Source organism: Campylobacter sp. 10_1_50, from assembly GCF_000238755.1.
Taxonomy (GTDB): Bacteria; Campylobacterota; Campylobacteria; order Campylobacterales; family Campylobacteraceae; genus Campylobacter_A; species Campylobacter_A concisus_R.
In genome coordinates, this window is record NZ_JH414888.1 from 756,743 (window position 1) to 771,821 (window position 15,079).

General features: G+C 37.8%; 18 protein-coding genes. 9 read left to right on the plus strand and 9 right to left on the minus strand.

Translation table 11 applies throughout. From position 1 onward, the window contains the following. The first annotated feature begins 41 nt into the window (after positions 1 to 41). Both HMPREF1019_RS10145 and HMPREF1019_RS10150 read left to right on the plus strand, forming a co-directional pair. Positions 42 to 347 carry an ATP-binding domain-containing protein gene (locus HMPREF1019_RS10145; RefSeq protein ID WP_222859713.1) on the plus strand — a complete coding sequence of 102 codons (306 nt, stop codon included), beginning with the start codon at positions 42 to 44 and terminating at the stop codon, positions 345 to 347. Then, positions 323 to 469: a hypothetical protein gene (locus HMPREF1019_RS10150; RefSeq protein ID WP_187364907.1), complete on the plus strand. Its 147-nt coding sequence runs from the start codon at positions 323 to 325 to the stop codon at positions 467 to 469. The genes HMPREF1019_RS10145 and HMPREF1019_RS10150 overlap by 25 nt, the downstream gene beginning before the upstream one ends. Positions 470 to 475: 6 nt before the next feature. Here HMPREF1019_RS10150 and tpx read toward each other — a convergent pair whose 3' ends face one another. From tpx to HMPREF1019_RS08125, 3 genes are all read right to left on the minus strand, one after another. Continuing rightward, positions 476 to 1,006 carry a thiol peroxidase gene (tpx, locus tag HMPREF1019_RS08115; RefSeq protein ID WP_009295238.1) on the minus strand — a complete coding sequence of 177 codons (531 nt, stop codon included), beginning with the start codon at positions 1,004 to 1,006 and terminating at the stop codon, positions 476 to 478. Positions 1,007 to 1,015: 9 nt separating this feature from the next. Beyond that, a complete protein-coding gene (locus HMPREF1019_RS08120) occupies positions 1,016 to 2,158 on the minus strand; it encodes a trans-sulfuration enzyme family protein (RefSeq protein ID WP_009295239.1) in 1,143 nt (380 codons plus the stop codon). 217 nt (positions 2,159 to 2,375) lie between these two features. Then, complete coding sequence (locus HMPREF1019_RS08125) at positions 2,376 to 2,831, minus strand: DIP1984 family protein (RefSeq protein ID WP_009295240.1); 456 nt, start codon at positions 2,829 to 2,831, stop codon at positions 2,376 to 2,378. Positions 2,832 to 2,919: 88 nt separating this feature from the next. Here HMPREF1019_RS08125 and HMPREF1019_RS08130 point away from each other — a divergent pair, with 88 nt between their 5' ends. Continuing rightward, positions 2,920 to 4,086 carry a MalY/PatB family protein gene (locus HMPREF1019_RS08130; protein WP_009295241.1) on the plus strand — a complete coding sequence of 389 codons (1,167 nt, stop codon included), beginning with the start codon at positions 2,920 to 2,922 and terminating at the stop codon, positions 4,084 to 4,086. 571 nt (positions 4,087 to 4,657) lie between these two features. On the opposite strand, the gene sodB is transcribed toward HMPREF1019_RS08130, so the two are convergent. After that, positions 4,658 to 5,275: a superoxide dismutase [Fe] gene (gene sodB, locus HMPREF1019_RS08135; protein ID WP_002941550.1), complete on the minus strand. Its 618-nt coding sequence runs from the start codon at positions 5,273 to 5,275 to the stop codon at positions 4,658 to 4,660. Between the two features lie 469 nt (positions 5,276 to 5,744). Here sodB and HMPREF1019_RS08140 point away from each other — a divergent pair, with 469 nt between their 5' ends. The 3 genes from HMPREF1019_RS08140 to HMPREF1019_RS08150 are packed head-to-tail and all read left to right on the plus strand — an operon-like array spanning position 5,745 to position 8,577. Continuing rightward, a complete protein-coding gene (locus tag HMPREF1019_RS08140) occupies positions 5,745 to 6,737 on the plus strand; it encodes a DctP family TRAP transporter solute-binding subunit (protein WP_009295242.1) in 993 nt (330 codons plus the stop codon). Then, positions 6,737 to 7,282 carry a TRAP transporter small permease gene (locus HMPREF1019_RS08145; RefSeq protein ID WP_009295243.1) on the plus strand — a complete coding sequence of 182 codons (546 nt, stop codon included), beginning with the start codon at positions 6,737 to 6,739 and terminating at the stop codon, positions 7,280 to 7,282. The genes HMPREF1019_RS08140 and HMPREF1019_RS08145 overlap by 1 nt, the downstream gene beginning before the upstream one ends. A gap of 11 nt (positions 7,283 to 7,293) precedes the next feature. Continuing rightward, on the plus strand, positions 7,294 to 8,577 hold the full coding sequence (locus HMPREF1019_RS08150; RefSeq protein WP_009295244.1) for a TRAP transporter large permease: 1,284 nt from the start codon (positions 7,294 to 7,296) through the stop codon (positions 8,575 to 8,577). A 25-nt stretch (positions 8,578 to 8,602) separates the two neighbouring features. On the opposite strand, the gene HMPREF1019_RS08155 is transcribed toward HMPREF1019_RS08150, so the two are convergent. Genes HMPREF1019_RS08155 through HMPREF1019_RS08175 form a run of 5 tightly spaced genes read right to left on the minus strand, consistent with a single transcriptional unit; the run spans position 8,603 to position 13,439 of the window. Then, positions 8,603 to 9,658, minus strand: coding sequence for a GGDEF domain-containing protein (locus tag HMPREF1019_RS08155; RefSeq protein ID WP_009295245.1), 1,056 nt, complete (start codon positions 9,656 to 9,658; stop codon positions 8,603 to 8,605). Next, on the minus strand, positions 9,645 to 10,739 hold the full coding sequence (locus HMPREF1019_RS08160; protein ID WP_232210181.1) for a GGDEF domain-containing protein: 1,095 nt from the start codon (positions 10,737 to 10,739) through the stop codon (positions 9,645 to 9,647). Before HMPREF1019_RS08160 ends, HMPREF1019_RS08155 begins: the two co-directional genes overlap by 14 nt. A gap of 49 nt (positions 10,740 to 10,788) precedes the next feature. Further along, a complete protein-coding gene (locus tag HMPREF1019_RS10155) occupies positions 10,789 to 10,947 on the minus strand; it encodes a hypothetical protein (RefSeq protein ID WP_002941615.1) in 159 nt (52 codons plus the stop codon). Between the two features lie 10 nt (positions 10,948 to 10,957). Next, positions 10,958 to 12,802 (minus strand): mechanosensitive ion channel family protein, encoded by a 1,845-nt coding sequence (locus HMPREF1019_RS08170; protein WP_009295247.1) that lies wholly within the window; start codon positions 12,800 to 12,802, stop codon positions 10,958 to 10,960. Then, the gene (locus HMPREF1019_RS08175) at positions 12,795 to 13,439 is read right to left on the minus strand and encodes a carbonic anhydrase (RefSeq protein ID WP_009295248.1); all 645 of its coding nucleotides are present in this window, start codon (positions 13,437 to 13,439) and stop codon (positions 12,795 to 12,797) included. Before HMPREF1019_RS08175 ends, HMPREF1019_RS08170 begins: the two co-directional genes overlap by 8 nt. A gap of 171 nt (positions 13,440 to 13,610) precedes the next feature. On the opposite strand from HMPREF1019_RS08175, the gene HMPREF1019_RS08180 reads away from it, so the two are divergent. From HMPREF1019_RS08180 to secG, 3 genes are all read left to right on the plus strand, one after another. After that, positions 13,611 to 14,309, plus strand: coding sequence for a Bax inhibitor-1/YccA family protein (locus HMPREF1019_RS08180; RefSeq protein WP_002941542.1), 699 nt, complete (start codon positions 13,611 to 13,613; stop codon positions 14,307 to 14,309). Continuing rightward, positions 14,302 to 14,685, plus strand: coding sequence for a hypothetical protein (locus HMPREF1019_RS08185; protein WP_009295249.1), 384 nt, complete (start codon positions 14,302 to 14,304; stop codon positions 14,683 to 14,685). Before HMPREF1019_RS08180 ends, HMPREF1019_RS08185 begins: the two co-directional genes overlap by 8 nt. 62 nt (positions 14,686 to 14,747) lie before the next feature. Next, on the plus strand, positions 14,748 to 15,077 hold the full coding sequence (gene secG / locus HMPREF1019_RS08190; RefSeq protein ID WP_002941549.1) for a preprotein translocase subunit SecG: 330 nt from the start codon (positions 14,748 to 14,750) through the stop codon (positions 15,075 to 15,077). The last annotated feature ends 2 nt before the right edge of the window (positions 15,078 to 15,079 follow it).

Consider the following 15,079-nt stretch of genomic DNA (forward strand, 5'->3'; position numbering starts at 1 on the left):
GTAACAGCAAGATTGCTGTAAATGCCATAAAAGAGAGCGTCTTGCCAGAGGGTAAAAATATAGAGGTTTTGACGATGCAGTCTATTAAAGGCCTTGAATCGCAAAATGTCATCATCCACAACTTTTTGTCGTTTTTGCAGACCATATATAAAAATGAAAGGGTGCTTTTTTATAGAAAAATTTACGCCTTACTAACTAGAAGCCGTGAAAATTTATACATCTCACTGCCTAAAAATTTGGATGAAAATTTGCCAGATGAGATAAAACAGGTGATCGATGTTATCAAAAAATACGCAAGCATCACGCAAGCATCACGCAAGACTTGCCAAAGAAAAGCGAACAAATAAAAGAAAAATCAAGCCTAAAACTAGCCTCTATAAGGCTAGTTTTAAGAGATGTAAAAGAGGTTGGCGAGCTAGTGGTGACTGGCAGTCAGCTCTTTGCCATCATAGCTGGGCTATTTGCATAGTAAATTTTAATGGCAGCCACAACCACAACCACATCCGCCGCTTTGTTTTATCGCGTCAAAAACTGCGTCGTAGTTTGGCTCCTGGGTCACTTCAGGGACGATTTGCTTGTGGATGATGACGCCATCTTTGATGACAAAGACTGCTCTTGCAAGCAAGCCTTTTAGCGCTCCATCACTCATTAACATGCCGTAGTTTTGGGCAAATTCGCCGTATCTAAAATCGCTTCCCACGCGCAGGTTTGCTATGCCCTCAGTCGTGCAAAATCTCCCCATCGCAAATGGCAGGTCATTTGAGATGATGCTAAGTTTTACGCCGTGTTTTCCAGCCACTTTTTCGTTAAATTTACGTGCTTCTGCCGCACAAACGCCAGTATCAAGTGAAGGCAAGCAGACAAGCACTTCTATGCCGTTGTTTCCACCCACGCTAAATTCGCTAAGATCTTGCGCTACGACTCTGGCTTCAGGCGCATAAGAGCCGACAAATAGCTCGTTTCCGCTTAAATTTACCTCACTACCTTTAAATTTTGTAGTTGCCATGATTTCTCCTTATTTTTTAGCTTTTTTAAATGCTTGATCAAGGTCGGCTATTAGATCATCGACGTTTTCGATGCCGATGGCTAGGCGAAGCAAATTTTGCTTTATGCCGATCTTGTCTAGCAACTCTTTTGGATATGCCTCGTGCGTCATCGTAGCAGACCTGCAGATAAGGCTCTCTACGCCACCAAGGCTCACTGCTAGATCAAAAATCTCTAGCGCTTTTACAAATTTATTTACATCATATTTTTCATCAAGCTCAAATGAGATAAGAGCGCCGATATCGCTTGCTTGAGCTGCTTGCATCTTTGCCTCTTGCTCGCTGTATGAGCCAGGGAAATGCACCACGCTAACGGCGTCATTATTCTCTAAAAATTTGATGATTTTATGTGTGTTTTGCGTTTGTCTATCAAACCTAACGCTAAGCGTTTTAAGCCCACGTATTAGGTAGTATGCGTCCATTGGGCTGATGATGCCACCAAGCGTGTTTTTGGCAAATTTGATCTTTTCGGCCAAAGCATCGTCGTTTAGCGTGACGATGCCAGCGATCACGTCAGCGTGTCCGCCGATATACTTTGTAGCGCTATATACCACGATGTCAGCTCCGTGCTCAAGCACTTTTTGATAGTAAGGCGTCAAAAATGTGTTATCCACGATGACTAGAGCGCCCTTTTTGTGAGCGATCTTTGAAATTCTAGCGATATCAGTCACTCTTAAAAGAGGGTTTGAGGGAGTTTCGATGAAGATAGCTGCCACATCCTCACTTATGTCATCTTCGCTTAAAAAATTTAGATCATCTATAAATTCGCTCTTTATGCCGTGGCTTTCAAAAACGGTCGTGACATATCTATATGTGCCGCCATAGACGTTGCTATTTAGCAGGACTTTTTGCCCTGTTTTTATAAGGCTAAGTGCGGCTGCTGTTGCTGCCATGCCTGAAGCAAAGCTAAATGCGTATTTGCTACCTTCAACTTTAGCAAAGATATCATCAAATGCCTTTTTTGTAGGGTTGTTGCCGCGTGAGTAGGCAAATTCTTGAAAATTTTCAAGGTCATCTTGTACGAAGGTGCTAGCTAAAAATACAGGCGGAACGACCGCTTTGTTTGGGTTGTTTTTAGCTTCGATGCCTTTTACGATGAGAGTGTCTAGTTTCATAAATTTCCTTTTTAAAAATTTACGAAATTTTACATGATAAAGATTAATTTTCCCCAAACCCACCCAAAATATAGCCAAACCAGTAAGTGGTAGTAAAAGTGCGTTTTAAATTTGCATTTGTAAGATTGCTAAGACTAAATTTAAGCTTTTGCCTGGTCTTCGCAAGCCCTAGTGTTTTGTTTTTTACTCGCTTTTGGCTAAATTTTTACCATAAATTTTACTCTACTAGATCAACCGACCAGTTTGCCTCCTGAAGCTTCATCTCAAGCTCTCTGATCTCTTTTGAAAGCGCATCTACTTGCTTTTGAAGTGCGCTCACATCGACTGTGCTTAAAATTTTGATCTCGCTGTTTGAGTAAAGATCGACCTTTTGACTAGCACTCGTGGCAAACTCTCTAAGCACGTTTGCTTTTAGGCTAAGAGCGTCTTTTTTAGCGATCATCTCAGTGAGGCTCATGCCATCAAATTTTGCACTTGAGTTTGTTAAATTTATGGAGCAAATGAGCGTGAAAAGCTCACTTGTTAGCTTGTCAAGCTCTTTTAAAAGCAGCTTTGGATCCTCGCTTGGACTTTCGTTTTCTTGTGTTTTTGCGTTGCTAAGTAGTCTAACTTTTAGCTGTTCGATGCGCTTTTGCGTGTCAGCCCTTAGTATGAGAGCCTGAGCTAGTTTCATCATTTTTCCTTTTTTGGTATTAAATTTTTAAATCATCTTAGTATCTTTTGGGTTATAATTGATTTAAAATTTTATTTAAGGAAAAGCTATGAAGTACGATTTTGACACATTAGTAAGCAGAGAAGGCACAAACTCATCAAAATGGCGTATGAAGAGCGATGTTTTGCCGATGTGGGTTGCAGACATGGACTTTAAGGCCGCACCTGAGATCTTAAGCGTCTTGCAAAAGCGCCTTGATAACGGCGTCTTTGGCTACTCTTTCATCCCAAAAGAGTGGAACGAAGCGATAAAGAGCTGGTGGCAAAGACGTCACAATGTGAGCTTAGAGAACGAGTGGATGTGCTTTTGCACTGGCGTCATACCAGCTATCTCGACTGCTATTAGGAGATTTAGCAGCCCAGGAGATCAAATTTTAGTGCAAGCGCCTGTCTATCACGTCTTTTTTAACTGCATCAAAAACAACGGACGTGAAATTTTATCAAACGACCTAGTCTATAAAAATGGCTCTTACGAGATCGACTTTGAGGACCTTGAAGCAAAGCTAGCTCAGCCACTAACTACCATGATGCTTCTATGCAATCCTCACAATCCAATAGGCAAAATTTGGGACAAAGAGACGCTTAAAAAGATAGGCGAGCTTTGCTATAAGCACGATGTTTTGGTTATCAGCGATGAAATTCACTGCGACATAACTGATCCTGGGCTAAACTACGTGCCATTTATCAGCGTTAGCGAGGAGTGCAAAAACAACTCCATCACGTGCATCTCGCCTACAAAGGCCTTTAATATAGCTGGCCTTCAAAGCTCAGCCGGCGTCACGCCAAACGAAAAGATCAGAGCAAGGCTAAATGCCGCCATCAACTACGATGAGGTCGGCGAGGCAAATGCCTTTGCGATCATCGCCGCAATCGCCGCATTTAACGAGGGTGAAGCGTGGCTTGATGAGCTTAGAGAGTATCTTTTTGAAAACAAAAAGGTCGTCGCAAACTTCATAAAAGAGCAAGGCTTGCCAGTGAAGCTCTTGCCATCGAGTGCGACCTATCTTTTGTGGCTTGACTGCAGTGCGTTTTGCGAGGATTCGAGTGAGTTTATGAATTTCTTGCGTGATAAAGCTGGACTTTGGCTAAATGACGGCAACGCATACAGGGGGGATAGATTTTTCCTTCGTATGAATATCGCAACGCAGCGCGAAAGGGTGCTTGAAGGGCTAAAGCGCTTGCAAAATGGGGTAAATTTATACACTTCAAAGAGATAAAATTTTGGCTGGGTGGCTTTGAAATTTAAGCCGTCCTTGCTTGATACAAAATAGCTACTAGGGGCATTTTGAAGTAACAAATACTGCCCCCATTTCTTAAATATCAAAGTAAGTTTTACTCATAAATTTAAAGGCGTGAAGTTGTTTTATAGCGCTAAATTTAAAGTAAAAGCCACCGCATCAAAATATGGCGGTAGCTAAAACGAGTATTTTATGTTATTTCAAAGCTATAATCATCGCGCCTATTGCTTACTAAATTTAGCAATTCAATTTGAAAAATAGAAATTTGAAAGTGAGATATCTTGCGCCAGCTTTAAATTTAAGAAAACTCACTTGGTAAAACGAGATTTTAAGCCGTTCGTATTATCTTTCAAAAAGTGATTTTGCTGAAAAAATTGATAATTTTAAAATTTAGAAAATAGAAATTTAAAGATGAGCTAGCTCATGCTGGCTTTAAATTTCTAAAAAGGTCATTTGTCAAAAGAAGAATTTGCGCTCTTTTAAATGATAAATTTGATAGTTAAATTTGAATAAAAGCAGAAATTTAAAGGCGGGGAGCTCCCGCCAGATATTATTTATGTAGCTCTTTTGTGTAAAACTCAACTGAGCCAAGACCCTCTTTTTGCGCCCACTCGTAAGCTTGGCTTACAAATTCCCAGTTTATGTTCTCGTAAAATGTCTCTAGGTATTTTGGACGAGCGTTAAAGTTGTCGATGTAGTAAGCGTGCTCCCAAACATCAACGACTAGAAGTGGCACTTTGCCATCGCTCACTGGAGTTTTTGCGTTGCTAGTTTGCACGATCTCTAGTTTTTTGCTGCTTGGGTCAAATACAAGCCACGCCCAGCCTGAGCCAAAAAGCGTTGTAGCTGCCTTTAAAAACTCCTCTTTGAAGTTCGCGAAATTTGCCTCGATCGCAGCTTTTAGCTCGCTTGACATCTCGCTTTTTTTAGCGATGCAGTCCCAGTAAAAGTCGTGGTTATAGACTTGAGCGACGTTGTTGTAAAGACCGCCTTCGCTATTTTTTAGAATTTCATAAAATGATGCGTTAGCAAATTTTGTATCTTTTATGAGATTGTTTAGATTTGCAACATAGGTTGCGTGGTGCTTGCCGTAGTGGTATTCACAGGTTTTAGCACTTACTACTGCGTTGTGGTTTGCGTCAAACGGAAGTTTTCTTAATTCAAACATAATAATTCCTTAATAATAAAATTTGTTATTTCGCATTATAGCCACAAAAAATTAACAAACAAAATCTTTTAAGATTTATCCTAAAAATAGGGCGTTTTTATAAAAGCTAATTTTTTTATTTTTAAAAGATGAGTGAATTTACTTTAAAAATTTATGGTTAAAGAGTGAAAATTTATATCCTAAAAGAGCAAATTTGGCTTTGCAAAAGCAAGAAAAGTAAATTTAAATTTCTCTAAATGTAAAAAATAATATAAAAATATGTGTAGAAACGTAACAAAAATAGACTATAAAAATGATAAATAAATTTTTACGTTAAATTTACAAAGCAAAAACTATCCATTTTAGGTCAAAAATGTTACAAAAATACACATATAAAAATAAAGATATGTGAATTTATGAAACAAAATTTCTAAATTTTTATTTTTGAAATTTATAATGTACCTATCAAAACTATTACAAAGGATGAAAGATGAAATTCTTACAAGCTTTACTTTTTACATGTGCCATCAGTGGCTTAGCATTTGGTGCTGATAAGGTCTATACGATCAAATTTGCTCACGTTGTCGCAGCTTCTACGCCAAAGGGCAAGGCAGCTGACTTTTTTGCAAAGCGTGCTGAAGAGCTAAGTGGCGGCAAGATAAAAGTTCAAGTCTTCCCATCAGCTCAGCTACTTGATGATGACAGAGTTTTTGGCGCGTTAAAACTTGGTAACGTTCAAATGGCAGCTCCTAGTTTTTCTAAATTTACACCTATCGTGCCGCAGTTTCAGCTATTTGACCTGCCTTTCATCTTTAAAGATGCAGATCACCTTCACAAGGTTCAAGATGGCGCAGTTGGCGAGGAGCTAAAAGGCCTTGTGACTAAAAAAGGCTTTGTAGCGCTTGATTACTGGGATGCTGGATTTAAGCACTTTAGCTCAAGCAAAAAACCGATCCTTGTGCCAGAAGATGCAAAAGGACAAAAATTTAGAATCCAAAGCTCAAAAGTGCTTGAAGAGCAGATCAAAGCGATCGGTGGCAACCCGCAAGTTCTGCCATTTTCAGAGGTTTATTCTGCACTTCAACAAGGCGTAGTTGATGCGACTGAAAACCCACTATCAAATTTCTATAACTCTAAATTTCACGAGGTTCAAAGCTCTCTTACACTTTCACACCACGGATATCTAGGCTATCTAGTCGTTATGAGTGATAAATTTTGGAGCAAGTTACCAGATGATCTAAAAGCAAATGTAAAACAAGCTCTAAGCGAAGCTACAGCTTACGAGAGAGAAGAGACAGCTAAAGAGGACGCTCACGTCATAGCCGAGCTTGAAAAATATATAGCAGAGACTAAAAAGCTAGAAATTTTCAAGATCGATGACGCACAAAAAGCTGAGTGGGAGAAGACTATGCAGGCTATCTATCCTAAATTTTACGACGTCATCGGCAAAGAGCTTATAGAAAAAACAATCGAGACAAAATAATGAAGAAGAATTTCATTAACGCTCTTGATATATTGATAGTCTCGCTCAATAAGACTATCGCCGTTTTAGGGCTAGCTAGTGGAACGCTACTAGCCTTTGCTAACGTCGTGGCTAGATACTTTTTTGACAAAAGCTGGTCATGGGCGAGCGAGCTATCAAACTACTTATTTATTTGGTCGGCGTTTTTTGCCGCAGCATACGGCTTTAACAAGGGCATCCACGTGAGCGTAACTATCTTAGTGGAGAAATTTCCACCAGCGCTCGCGAAAGCGTGCCTGCTCTTTTCGCACATCTTAACGACTGTCTTTTTGATATTTATCGCGGTTTATTCGGTGGATTATCTTAAAATTTTGCACGAGATCGAGCAGATGATAATAGACCTTGGCATACCTCAATGGGTCCCTATGCTGGTGCTTCCAATAGCCTTTGTCACAGCTAGCTACCGCTCGGCTGAAAAAGCTATCAAAGTAGCTCTAACTCCAGCAGCAAAGGTCGTAAGCAACGAAGCGCACGAGCTAGCTCATGGTAGCGTAGTCAAAGACTAAGGAGAAAAAAGATGACAATAGCATTTTTATTTATCCTGCTTTTTGCACTGATGCTAATAGGCGTGCCAGTCGCGGTTTCGCTAGGCACAAGCACCGTTTTAACGATGATATTTTTTACAGATATCGACATCGCTACGATTCCGCAGCTAATTTTTGATGGTATCAATAAATTTTCGCTAATGGCGATACCGATGTTTATCTTGGCTGGAAATTTACTAAGCAAAGGCGGCTCAGCAAGGCGTATCATCGACTTTGCAAAGTCTATGGTCGGACACTTGCCAGGTGGCTTGCCTATGAGTGCGATATTTGCCTGCATCATCTTTGCGGCCGTCTCTGGAAGCTCGCCTGCGACGGTTGTGGCTATTGGCTCAATTATGTTTGCAGCGATAAAAGAGGCTGGCTATCCAAAAGAGTACGCAGTGGGCGGCATAACTACGGCTGGCTCGCTTGGAATTTTGATCCCACCTTCAGTTGTTATGATAGTTTATGGCGTAACTGCTGAGGTTAGTATCGGCAAGCTCTTTATGGCGGGCGTCGTGCCTGGTCTTATGCTTGGAGCTTTTATGTTAGTTCAAACTTATGTTGGCGCAAAAAAGCTTGGTTTCAAAGCGACTAAGGCTGAGCCATTTAAAGTAAGAGTGCAGAAATTTGCAAAAGCATTTTGGGCTCTTTTGATCGTCGTTGTGGTTATTGGCGGAATTTATGGAGGTATATTCACTCCGACTGAAGCAGCTGCGGCAAGTGCTGTTTATGCGTTATTTATCTCACTTTTTATCTATAGAGATATAAAGATAAAAGATCTTTGGGACATCTGCCTAGACTCAGCCCTTACAACAGCTATGATATTTTTCATCATCGCAAATGCCGTTGTTTTTGCATATTTGCTAACTAGCGAGCAGATCCCACAAGCGATCGCTTCGATGATACTTGATGCAAATATCGGAATGATAGGGTTCTTGATATTTGTAAATATCTTGCTCTTTATCATGGGTCAGTTTATGGAGCCTTCAAGCGTTATCATGATCATGGTGCCGCTCTTGCTTCCGATAGCTACGCAACTAGGCGTCGATCCTATTCACTTTGGTATCATCTTGGTTGTAAATATGGAGATAGGTATGGTGACCCCGCCTGTTGGACTAAATTTATTTGTCGCAAGCGGTCTTACAAATATGAACTTAAAAGAGGTTATCATGGCATGCTTGCCATGGACGCTAACCTTGTTCTTTGGCCTTATCTTGGTTACTTATATACCGCAAATTTCACTTTGGCTACCAAACATAATGTATGGACATTAAAATTTAGAGGCTTAGGCCTCTAAATTTATCCTTTTGGATCGTAATCCGCACTCATCACGATATTTTTACCATTTCGCTTACCGGCATAAAGTAACTCGTCAGCTTGCTTGATCATTTTTTCTATACTAAACTCACCTGTGCCATCATGTGCAACAACTCCAAATGTCATAGTTGCATTTATTTTTATATTTTCAAACTCAACTATGTTTTTATTAAGAGTCTCTCTTACACGCTCTACTACGTTTACAGCAGCATCTTTTTTGATACCTGTAACAACAGCTAAAAATTCTTCGCCACCAAATCTAGCCACTCTATCTTCATCTCTAAAGGTGCTTTTAAATATGCCTGATAAACTTTTTAAAACAGCATCTCCTGCGCCGTGTCCATAAGTATCGTTTATTTTTTTAAAATTATCTATATCACACATAACAATTGCAAAATCTTTATTTTTATAAAGTTCTTTTTGGTTTAAAATTTGCTGCATCGAAGCGCGATTTAAAAGACCAGTTAGCGGATCGTGATTTAGGATATTTTTAGCCATTTCTTTTTCTTCCAAAATGCTTAAAAATATAAATAAATTTGAACTTTCTAATAAAAATGAAGTAATAATAGTAAATATGCAAGATATTGTTAGATTAAATACAAATAACGTTTCTTTATAAAATCCGTTATTATTGCTATGTGTATCAAGTGTAAAAAAGAAAAATATAAGCAGCACTATATGAAGTATTGATATAGCTTTATTTAAAAACTTAAAGCTAATGGATATGAAGAAGAGACTAACCATCGATGTTAAGAACAATATTTCAAAGCCATATCCCCATCCAAGGATATATAAACAAAGTGATGCGTGAAGTAAAATTTCTACTTGTAATATGACCATTGCAATTTTGCTGTTCTCATCGCTGTCAAAAAGTAGTTTTAAAGTAAAAAGATATATGCTAACTGAAAGGATGTTTGCTACAGCTAAAATTTCTTGCCTAAACAAGAAGAATATAATTAGGTAAAAAAGATGTACTATAAAAACTGAGAAAATAATGATCTTTAGCGATGTATAAAGCGAAAGTTTAGGCATTGTCATAGTGTGTATATCCCTTTTTTAAAATGGCATATTCTATGCGATCTTTACCATTCTTTTTACCATTATAGAGTTTTTTGTCTGCTATATCTATCACAGTTTTTATATCAATATTAACTCCATTTGCACAAAGAACAAGGCCAAAAGTCATAGTTACAACGCTTTGGTTGGGGAGCTTTACTTTAGCTATCCTCGCATTAAGTCTATTTTCTATTTTTTTTACATCATTCGTTTTAACATTGGGTAATATAGCTAAAAATTCTTCGCCACCCCAACGACAGACATAGTCATTTTCTCTAAAAGTATCTTTCAGAGCTTTTGCTATATTTTTTAAAATTTCATCTCCTACACTATGACCATACGTATCGTTTATTTGTTTAAAATTGTCTATATCACCAAGCATAATAATTAAATTTGTGTCATTATACTTATCTATGAGCTCATTGAGTTCGTATTTTAGTATCTTTTCTATTGAGCGTCTATTTAAAAGACCAGTTAGAAAGTCATATTTTGCATTTTCTTCTATATTTATTTTTTCATTTGTAATTTGTATATAGTTGCTAGATGTGATAGCATCAGCAAAGGAAGATAATCTTATAACTATATAATAAGTAAAGCAGATGCTTAAAAATGTAACTGTCTTTAATAAAGTATCTGATGCTATAGTTTGACTATCTTTATATGAAAAATATAGCCATATAAGCACAAACAATTCAACTAAACTAACTATATAGATAATAATTTTTTGTTTAAATGATAGAAAGTAATTTATAAAAACTACTCCAAGTAGAGTTATCCAAATACCACAGCCCCAGCCCATATTAATAACTCCAGCAATAACAAGAGCAGTTGTATTTATATGGAAAAGGGCTGATATTAGATGCCTTTTTTTAACGTCAAATTTTAGCCTTAGTGGTATATTTATGCAAAAAAACAAGAGACATATAAAAACAATCAATAGGCTTTCACCAAAAAAACCAAATACTAAAATAGCAATTAAATTACTTACTATCGCTACGTTTAATATCGTTTTGTAAATGTCATCGATAGCCTTATAGCTATCTTGCTCTATAAATTCCTGCACCAAGCATTCTCTCCGTTAATTTCATCCATTAAATTTAATTTAGATCATTTTAATACGAGTCGTAACTATCCTCATCCTCATCGCTATCTTCATAGTTGTAGTCATTTTCGTCGTAGTTATAGTCATAGCTATCGCTACTATCCTCATCCTCGTCATTAAATTCAGAGTAGTCTTCTTCTACCTCTTCGTAGTCAAAATCATCACTCATTTTTCTCTCCTTAAATTTTATCTTTGATATTTTCGATATACAAGCTTTGGCTTGGGAATGCAAAATTTAGACCATTTTGCTTTAAAATATCCATAATTTTTAGCATTACATCTTGTTTTACGTCTAGAAAATCGCCCCAAACGATAGTTTTTGCAAAGCAATAAACTAGGATATTTATCGAGCTATCAGCAAAGTCATCAACCACGACAAATAAATTTGACTTATATCCAGCGTAGTCATCAACTGAGACTATGTTTTGTCTATATTTTAGGCCTCTTTTATTAGCCGCGATATCTTCGCTTTTAGCGATATCAGGGTGATTTATCAGCATATTTTTGATGTCATTTACACATTTTTTGATCTCTTCTGTAGTTGGTCCATACTCGATGCCAATAACCATTCTTATGCGTCTTCCGACCTTTCTTCTGCTCCAGTTTCTAACAGGATCGCTAGCTAGCTTTGAGTTTGGCACGAAGATAAGGGCGTTATCAAAGCTTCTAACAGTTGTTTTTCTAAATCCTATCTCAACGACCGTGCCCTCGATATCACCACAAACTATCCAGTCGCCTTGTGAAAATGAGTTGTCAAAGAGCATCATGACAGAGGCAAAGAAGTTTGCGATGATGTCTTTAGCAGCGAAGGCAACGGCAAGACCACCGATACCAAGTGAGGCGATGAGCGCTGAGATATCAAAGCCAAGCTTTTGAAGGATCAGTAAAAGTGTGATAATTAGCACGATCACGTAGATGACTTTTAGCGCTAGGTTTATCACCTCTTTACGCTTGCTTTTTTGCGCGATCTTATCGATTATAGCGATGCCGTAGCCATTTAGTATGGTTAGGACAAGCCATGAAAATGCGACTATATATATGATAGAAAAGATATTTGCTACCGTTAGAGGCACTGGCACTGGGTAAAATCCAACGCCGATACAGATATTTAGCGCATAGATGATAAGAAGTGCTGAGATCGGCTTTTTCACGATATCAACGATCTGATTTTTAGCCTCTTTTACCCCTTCGCCTGAAGCGACGAGTGACATTAGCCAGTAGGTTAGTTTGGCTAGAATTCTAGTTAGCGAGACGAAAAATAAAAATATCGCAACGATAACAACGATCTTACCGATGTTAAATTTACTTGAATTTATGTCAGTTGTTTTGTTTATGTATTCGACTGCATCGACTAAATTTAGCTCAGACAAGAGCATGCTTGAGCTTAGAAGATCGGCGTTATTTTTAAGATAGGTTAAAATTTCTTCTTCACTCTCTTTTTTTAGTTCAAGATCAAAAAAGGCGCTGTCATAAGAGCCTGAAGTGTCATTTAGTGAGTCTTTTAGATCTTTTATGCTCACATAAGAATTTGTCTGTAAATTTAAAAGTCCATTATCTATCACATCTTTTATAGAATTTGCCTTAGCACCCTTTTTAAAGATCTCTTCAAGGCTGACAAGCGCTGAGTAATAAGCAGAATCAACCTTCATCTTCTCAAGCTCGATAGCACTTTGGATGTAGGCATCTTTGTTTGACTGCTTCTCAAGTCTTGCGACCTTTTTTTCTAGCGCCTCTTTTTGCAGATTAAATTTATTTATATCGCTTTGGGTTAATTCGATCTGCATGATATAGTTTGGTATCTTTTCTAAAAGATCGCTCTTTTTTTTGTGAAGGCTGGCTAAATTTGAGTTGTCAGCCTTTGAGTTATTCGTATCTTTTTGCTGTGCTTTTAAAATTTTTATCTGGCTGTTTATGGTTTGGATTTGATTTGTTATGCTTATTATGTCTTCTTCTTGAGTTTTGTTACTCTCAGCCGCAAAAGCAAAGGTAAAGCAAAGCAGGATAATGGCTAGAAATTTACGCATTTTCGCCTCTTTTGTCCGCTAGAAGCTTAAATGTGCCCTCTTTTAAATCGTAGCTAAAAATTTCGCCAGTTTCTATGATGTAGTGCCAGCCGTAAATTTGAAGCTTGCCGCTTTCATACTCATCTTTTACATTTGGATAGGTCATTATGTTTTCGATCGAGTTTATCACGTTTAGCCTCTCGGTTAGCCACGCCATTTTGGCTGGATCGTCGCTTGTAAATTTAAGCACTTCTCGCTTGATCGGTTCGATCAGTTTTATCCAGTTTTTAACGTTTGGGGTGTTTTTTAGCTTCTTTTCATCTGCGTAAAGTGCCGCACATCCGCCACAATCAGAGTGTCCGCAGATGATGATGTTTTTGATATTTAAAACTTCAAGCGCATACTCGATCGCTGAAGTGGTCGCCAAAAACTCTTCGCTCACTCTATATGGTGGCACGATGTTTGCGATATTACGCACCATGAAAAGCTCGCCTGGCAGGCAGTTTGTTATCAAATTTGGCACGACTCTTGAATCCACGCAAGATATGAAAAGCGTGTGAGGATCTTGCTTGTGTTGCAGACTTTTAAAGAGCTCTTCGTGCTCTAAAAAGCCATCTTCCATAAATTTTACTGCACCTTCAAGTATTGAATCATCCATAAAATTTATCTCCATTTTTTATATTTTTATCGCGATTATAGCAACTTTTATTTAATCAAAAAAATGCCCTTTAAAACGGACTTTAAACTAATATTTTTTATTAAACTTCTTTTTATATATTGTTTAATTATTTTAGGCTAAACTCACCGCAAAAATTCATAAGGAGAAAAAATGAGTTTGTATGATAGAAACTACGCTAAGCAAAATCAAGAAGAGCTTGCGTATTCTCAAAGCTCACTAAGCACTTTTATAAAACAAACTTATCAACTTTTTGCAGCATCACTACTTTCAGCTACTGCTGGCGCTTATGTAGGCATTAGCATTGCTGGCGTTTTTGCGGCAAATAGATTTTTGTTTTGGGGGCTTGTGATACTAGAGTTTGTGTTGCTTTTTGGTCTAATGGCGGCTAAACGCAAAGAGGGATTAAATTTAATACTTCTTTTTGCATTTACATTTGTAAGTGGTCTTACGCTAACTCCGCTACTTTCAGCGATCCTTGCTATGCCAAGTGGCGCTAGTATCGTAGCTCAGGCATTTGGTTTGACAACAGTTGCATTTGGTGCATTAAGCGTCTTTGCGATGAATACAAAACGCGACTTTACAACGATGGGCAAGATGCTATTTATAACTTTGATAGTTATCGTTGTAGCAGCAATCATCAACATTTTCGTTAAAAGCACGATGTTTCAACTTGTAATCGCAAGTATTTCATCGATTTTATTTAGTGCTTATATACTTTTTGATACACAAAATATCATCCGTGGTAACTACGAGACACCAGTTGAGGGCGCAGTTGCTTTGTATCTTGATTTTGTAAATTTATTTACATCATTACTACAAATTTTAGGTATTTTTAATAGAAATGACTAATGACGAGTGCATCTACCGAGTGATAGATGCGAATTTAAATAGGCTAAAAGAAGGGCTTCGCGTCGTTGAAGATATAAAAAGATATGTCTTTGATGACGCCAAGCTTGCCTATAAGATAAAGTCCCTCCGCCACAAGGCAAAGATCCCACAAAAAGAATTTTTAAAATTTAGAAATTCGCAAAATGATGTTTTAAAAACCAGCACAAAAAGCGAGCAGACAAGGTCAAATTTAGATGAGATCATCACTGCAAATTTCAAGCGTGCTCAGGAGAGCGCCCGCGTGCTTGAAGAGTGCTTTAAGCTTATAAATTTAGATCAAGCCGAGCTTTTTAAAAGCATAAGATACGAGCTTTATGAGCTTGAAAAAGAACTTTAACTAAAAATTTAAATCTTTTCTTGTATAATCGCAAACTATTTAAAAAATTTAAAGGAAATTTCGTGAGTTTAATATTTTTAATCTTGCAATTTGTTCTAGCTGTCGTTATAACGATCGCAGTTTTACTCCAAAAGAGCTCATCTATCGGTCTTGGAGCATACAGTGGAAGCAACGAGAGCCTTTTTGGAGCAAAAGGACCAGCTGGATTTTTAGCTAAATTTACCTTTGTGGTAGGTGTTTTGTTTATCCTAAACACACTTGCGCTCGGATATTTTTACAACAAAGATCTAAAACGCTCTATTGTTGATAGTGTCGATAGCAAATCTCTAGTCATACCAAAATCAAACGACGTGCCAGCAGCTCCTAGCGCACCACAAAATCCAGCAAAATAACA

Excerpts from the sequence above, each read along its gene's own strand:
- HMPREF1019_RS08175 (WP_009295248.1), bottom strand. The coding sequence starts at position 13,439 with ATGGATGATTCAATACTTGAAGGTGCAGTAAAATTTATGGAAGATGGC.
- HMPREF1019_RS08120 (WP_009295239.1), bottom strand. The coding sequence starts at position 2,158 with ATGAAACTAGACACTCTCATCGTAAAAGGCATCGAAGCTAAAAACAAC.
- HMPREF1019_RS08185 (WP_009295249.1), top strand. The coding sequence starts at position 14,302 with ATGACTAATGACGAGTGCATCTACCGAGTGATAGATGCGAATTTAAAT.
- HMPREF1019_RS08150 (WP_009295244.1), top strand. The coding sequence starts at position 7,294 with ATGACAATAGCATTTTTATTTATCCTGCTTTTTGCACTGATGCTAATA.
- HMPREF1019_RS08125 (WP_009295240.1), bottom strand. The coding sequence starts at position 2,831 with ATGAAACTAGCTCAGGCTCTCATACTAAGGGCTGACACGCAAAAGCGC.
- HMPREF1019_RS10155 (WP_002941615.1), bottom strand. The coding sequence starts at position 10,947 with ATGAGTGATGATTTTGACTACGAAGAGGTAGAAGAAGACTACTCTGAA.
- HMPREF1019_RS08180 (WP_002941542.1), top strand. The coding sequence starts at position 13,611 with ATGAGTTTGTATGATAGAAACTACGCTAAGCAAAATCAAGAAGAGCTT.
- HMPREF1019_RS08170 (WP_009295247.1), bottom strand. The coding sequence starts at position 12,802 with ATGCGTAAATTTCTAGCCATTATCCTGCTTTGCTTTACCTTTGCTTTT.
- sodB (WP_002941550.1), bottom strand. The coding sequence starts at position 5,275 with ATGTTTGAATTAAGAAAACTTCCGTTTGACGCAAACCACAACGCAGTA.
- HMPREF1019_RS08145 (WP_009295243.1), top strand. The coding sequence starts at position 6,737 with ATGAAGAAGAATTTCATTAACGCTCTTGATATATTGATAGTCTCGCTC.
- HMPREF1019_RS08140 (WP_009295242.1), top strand. The coding sequence starts at position 5,745 with ATGAAATTCTTACAAGCTTTACTTTTTACATGTGCCATCAGTGGCTTA.
- HMPREF1019_RS08130 (WP_009295241.1), top strand. The coding sequence starts at position 2,920 with ATGAAGTACGATTTTGACACATTAGTAAGCAGAGAAGGCACAAACTCA.
- HMPREF1019_RS08155 (WP_009295245.1), bottom strand. The coding sequence starts at position 9,658 with ATGACAATGCCTAAACTTTCGCTTTATACATCGCTAAAGATCATTATT.
- tpx (WP_009295238.1), bottom strand. The coding sequence starts at position 1,006 with ATGGCAACTACAAAATTTAAAGGTAGTGAGGTAAATTTAAGCGGAAAC.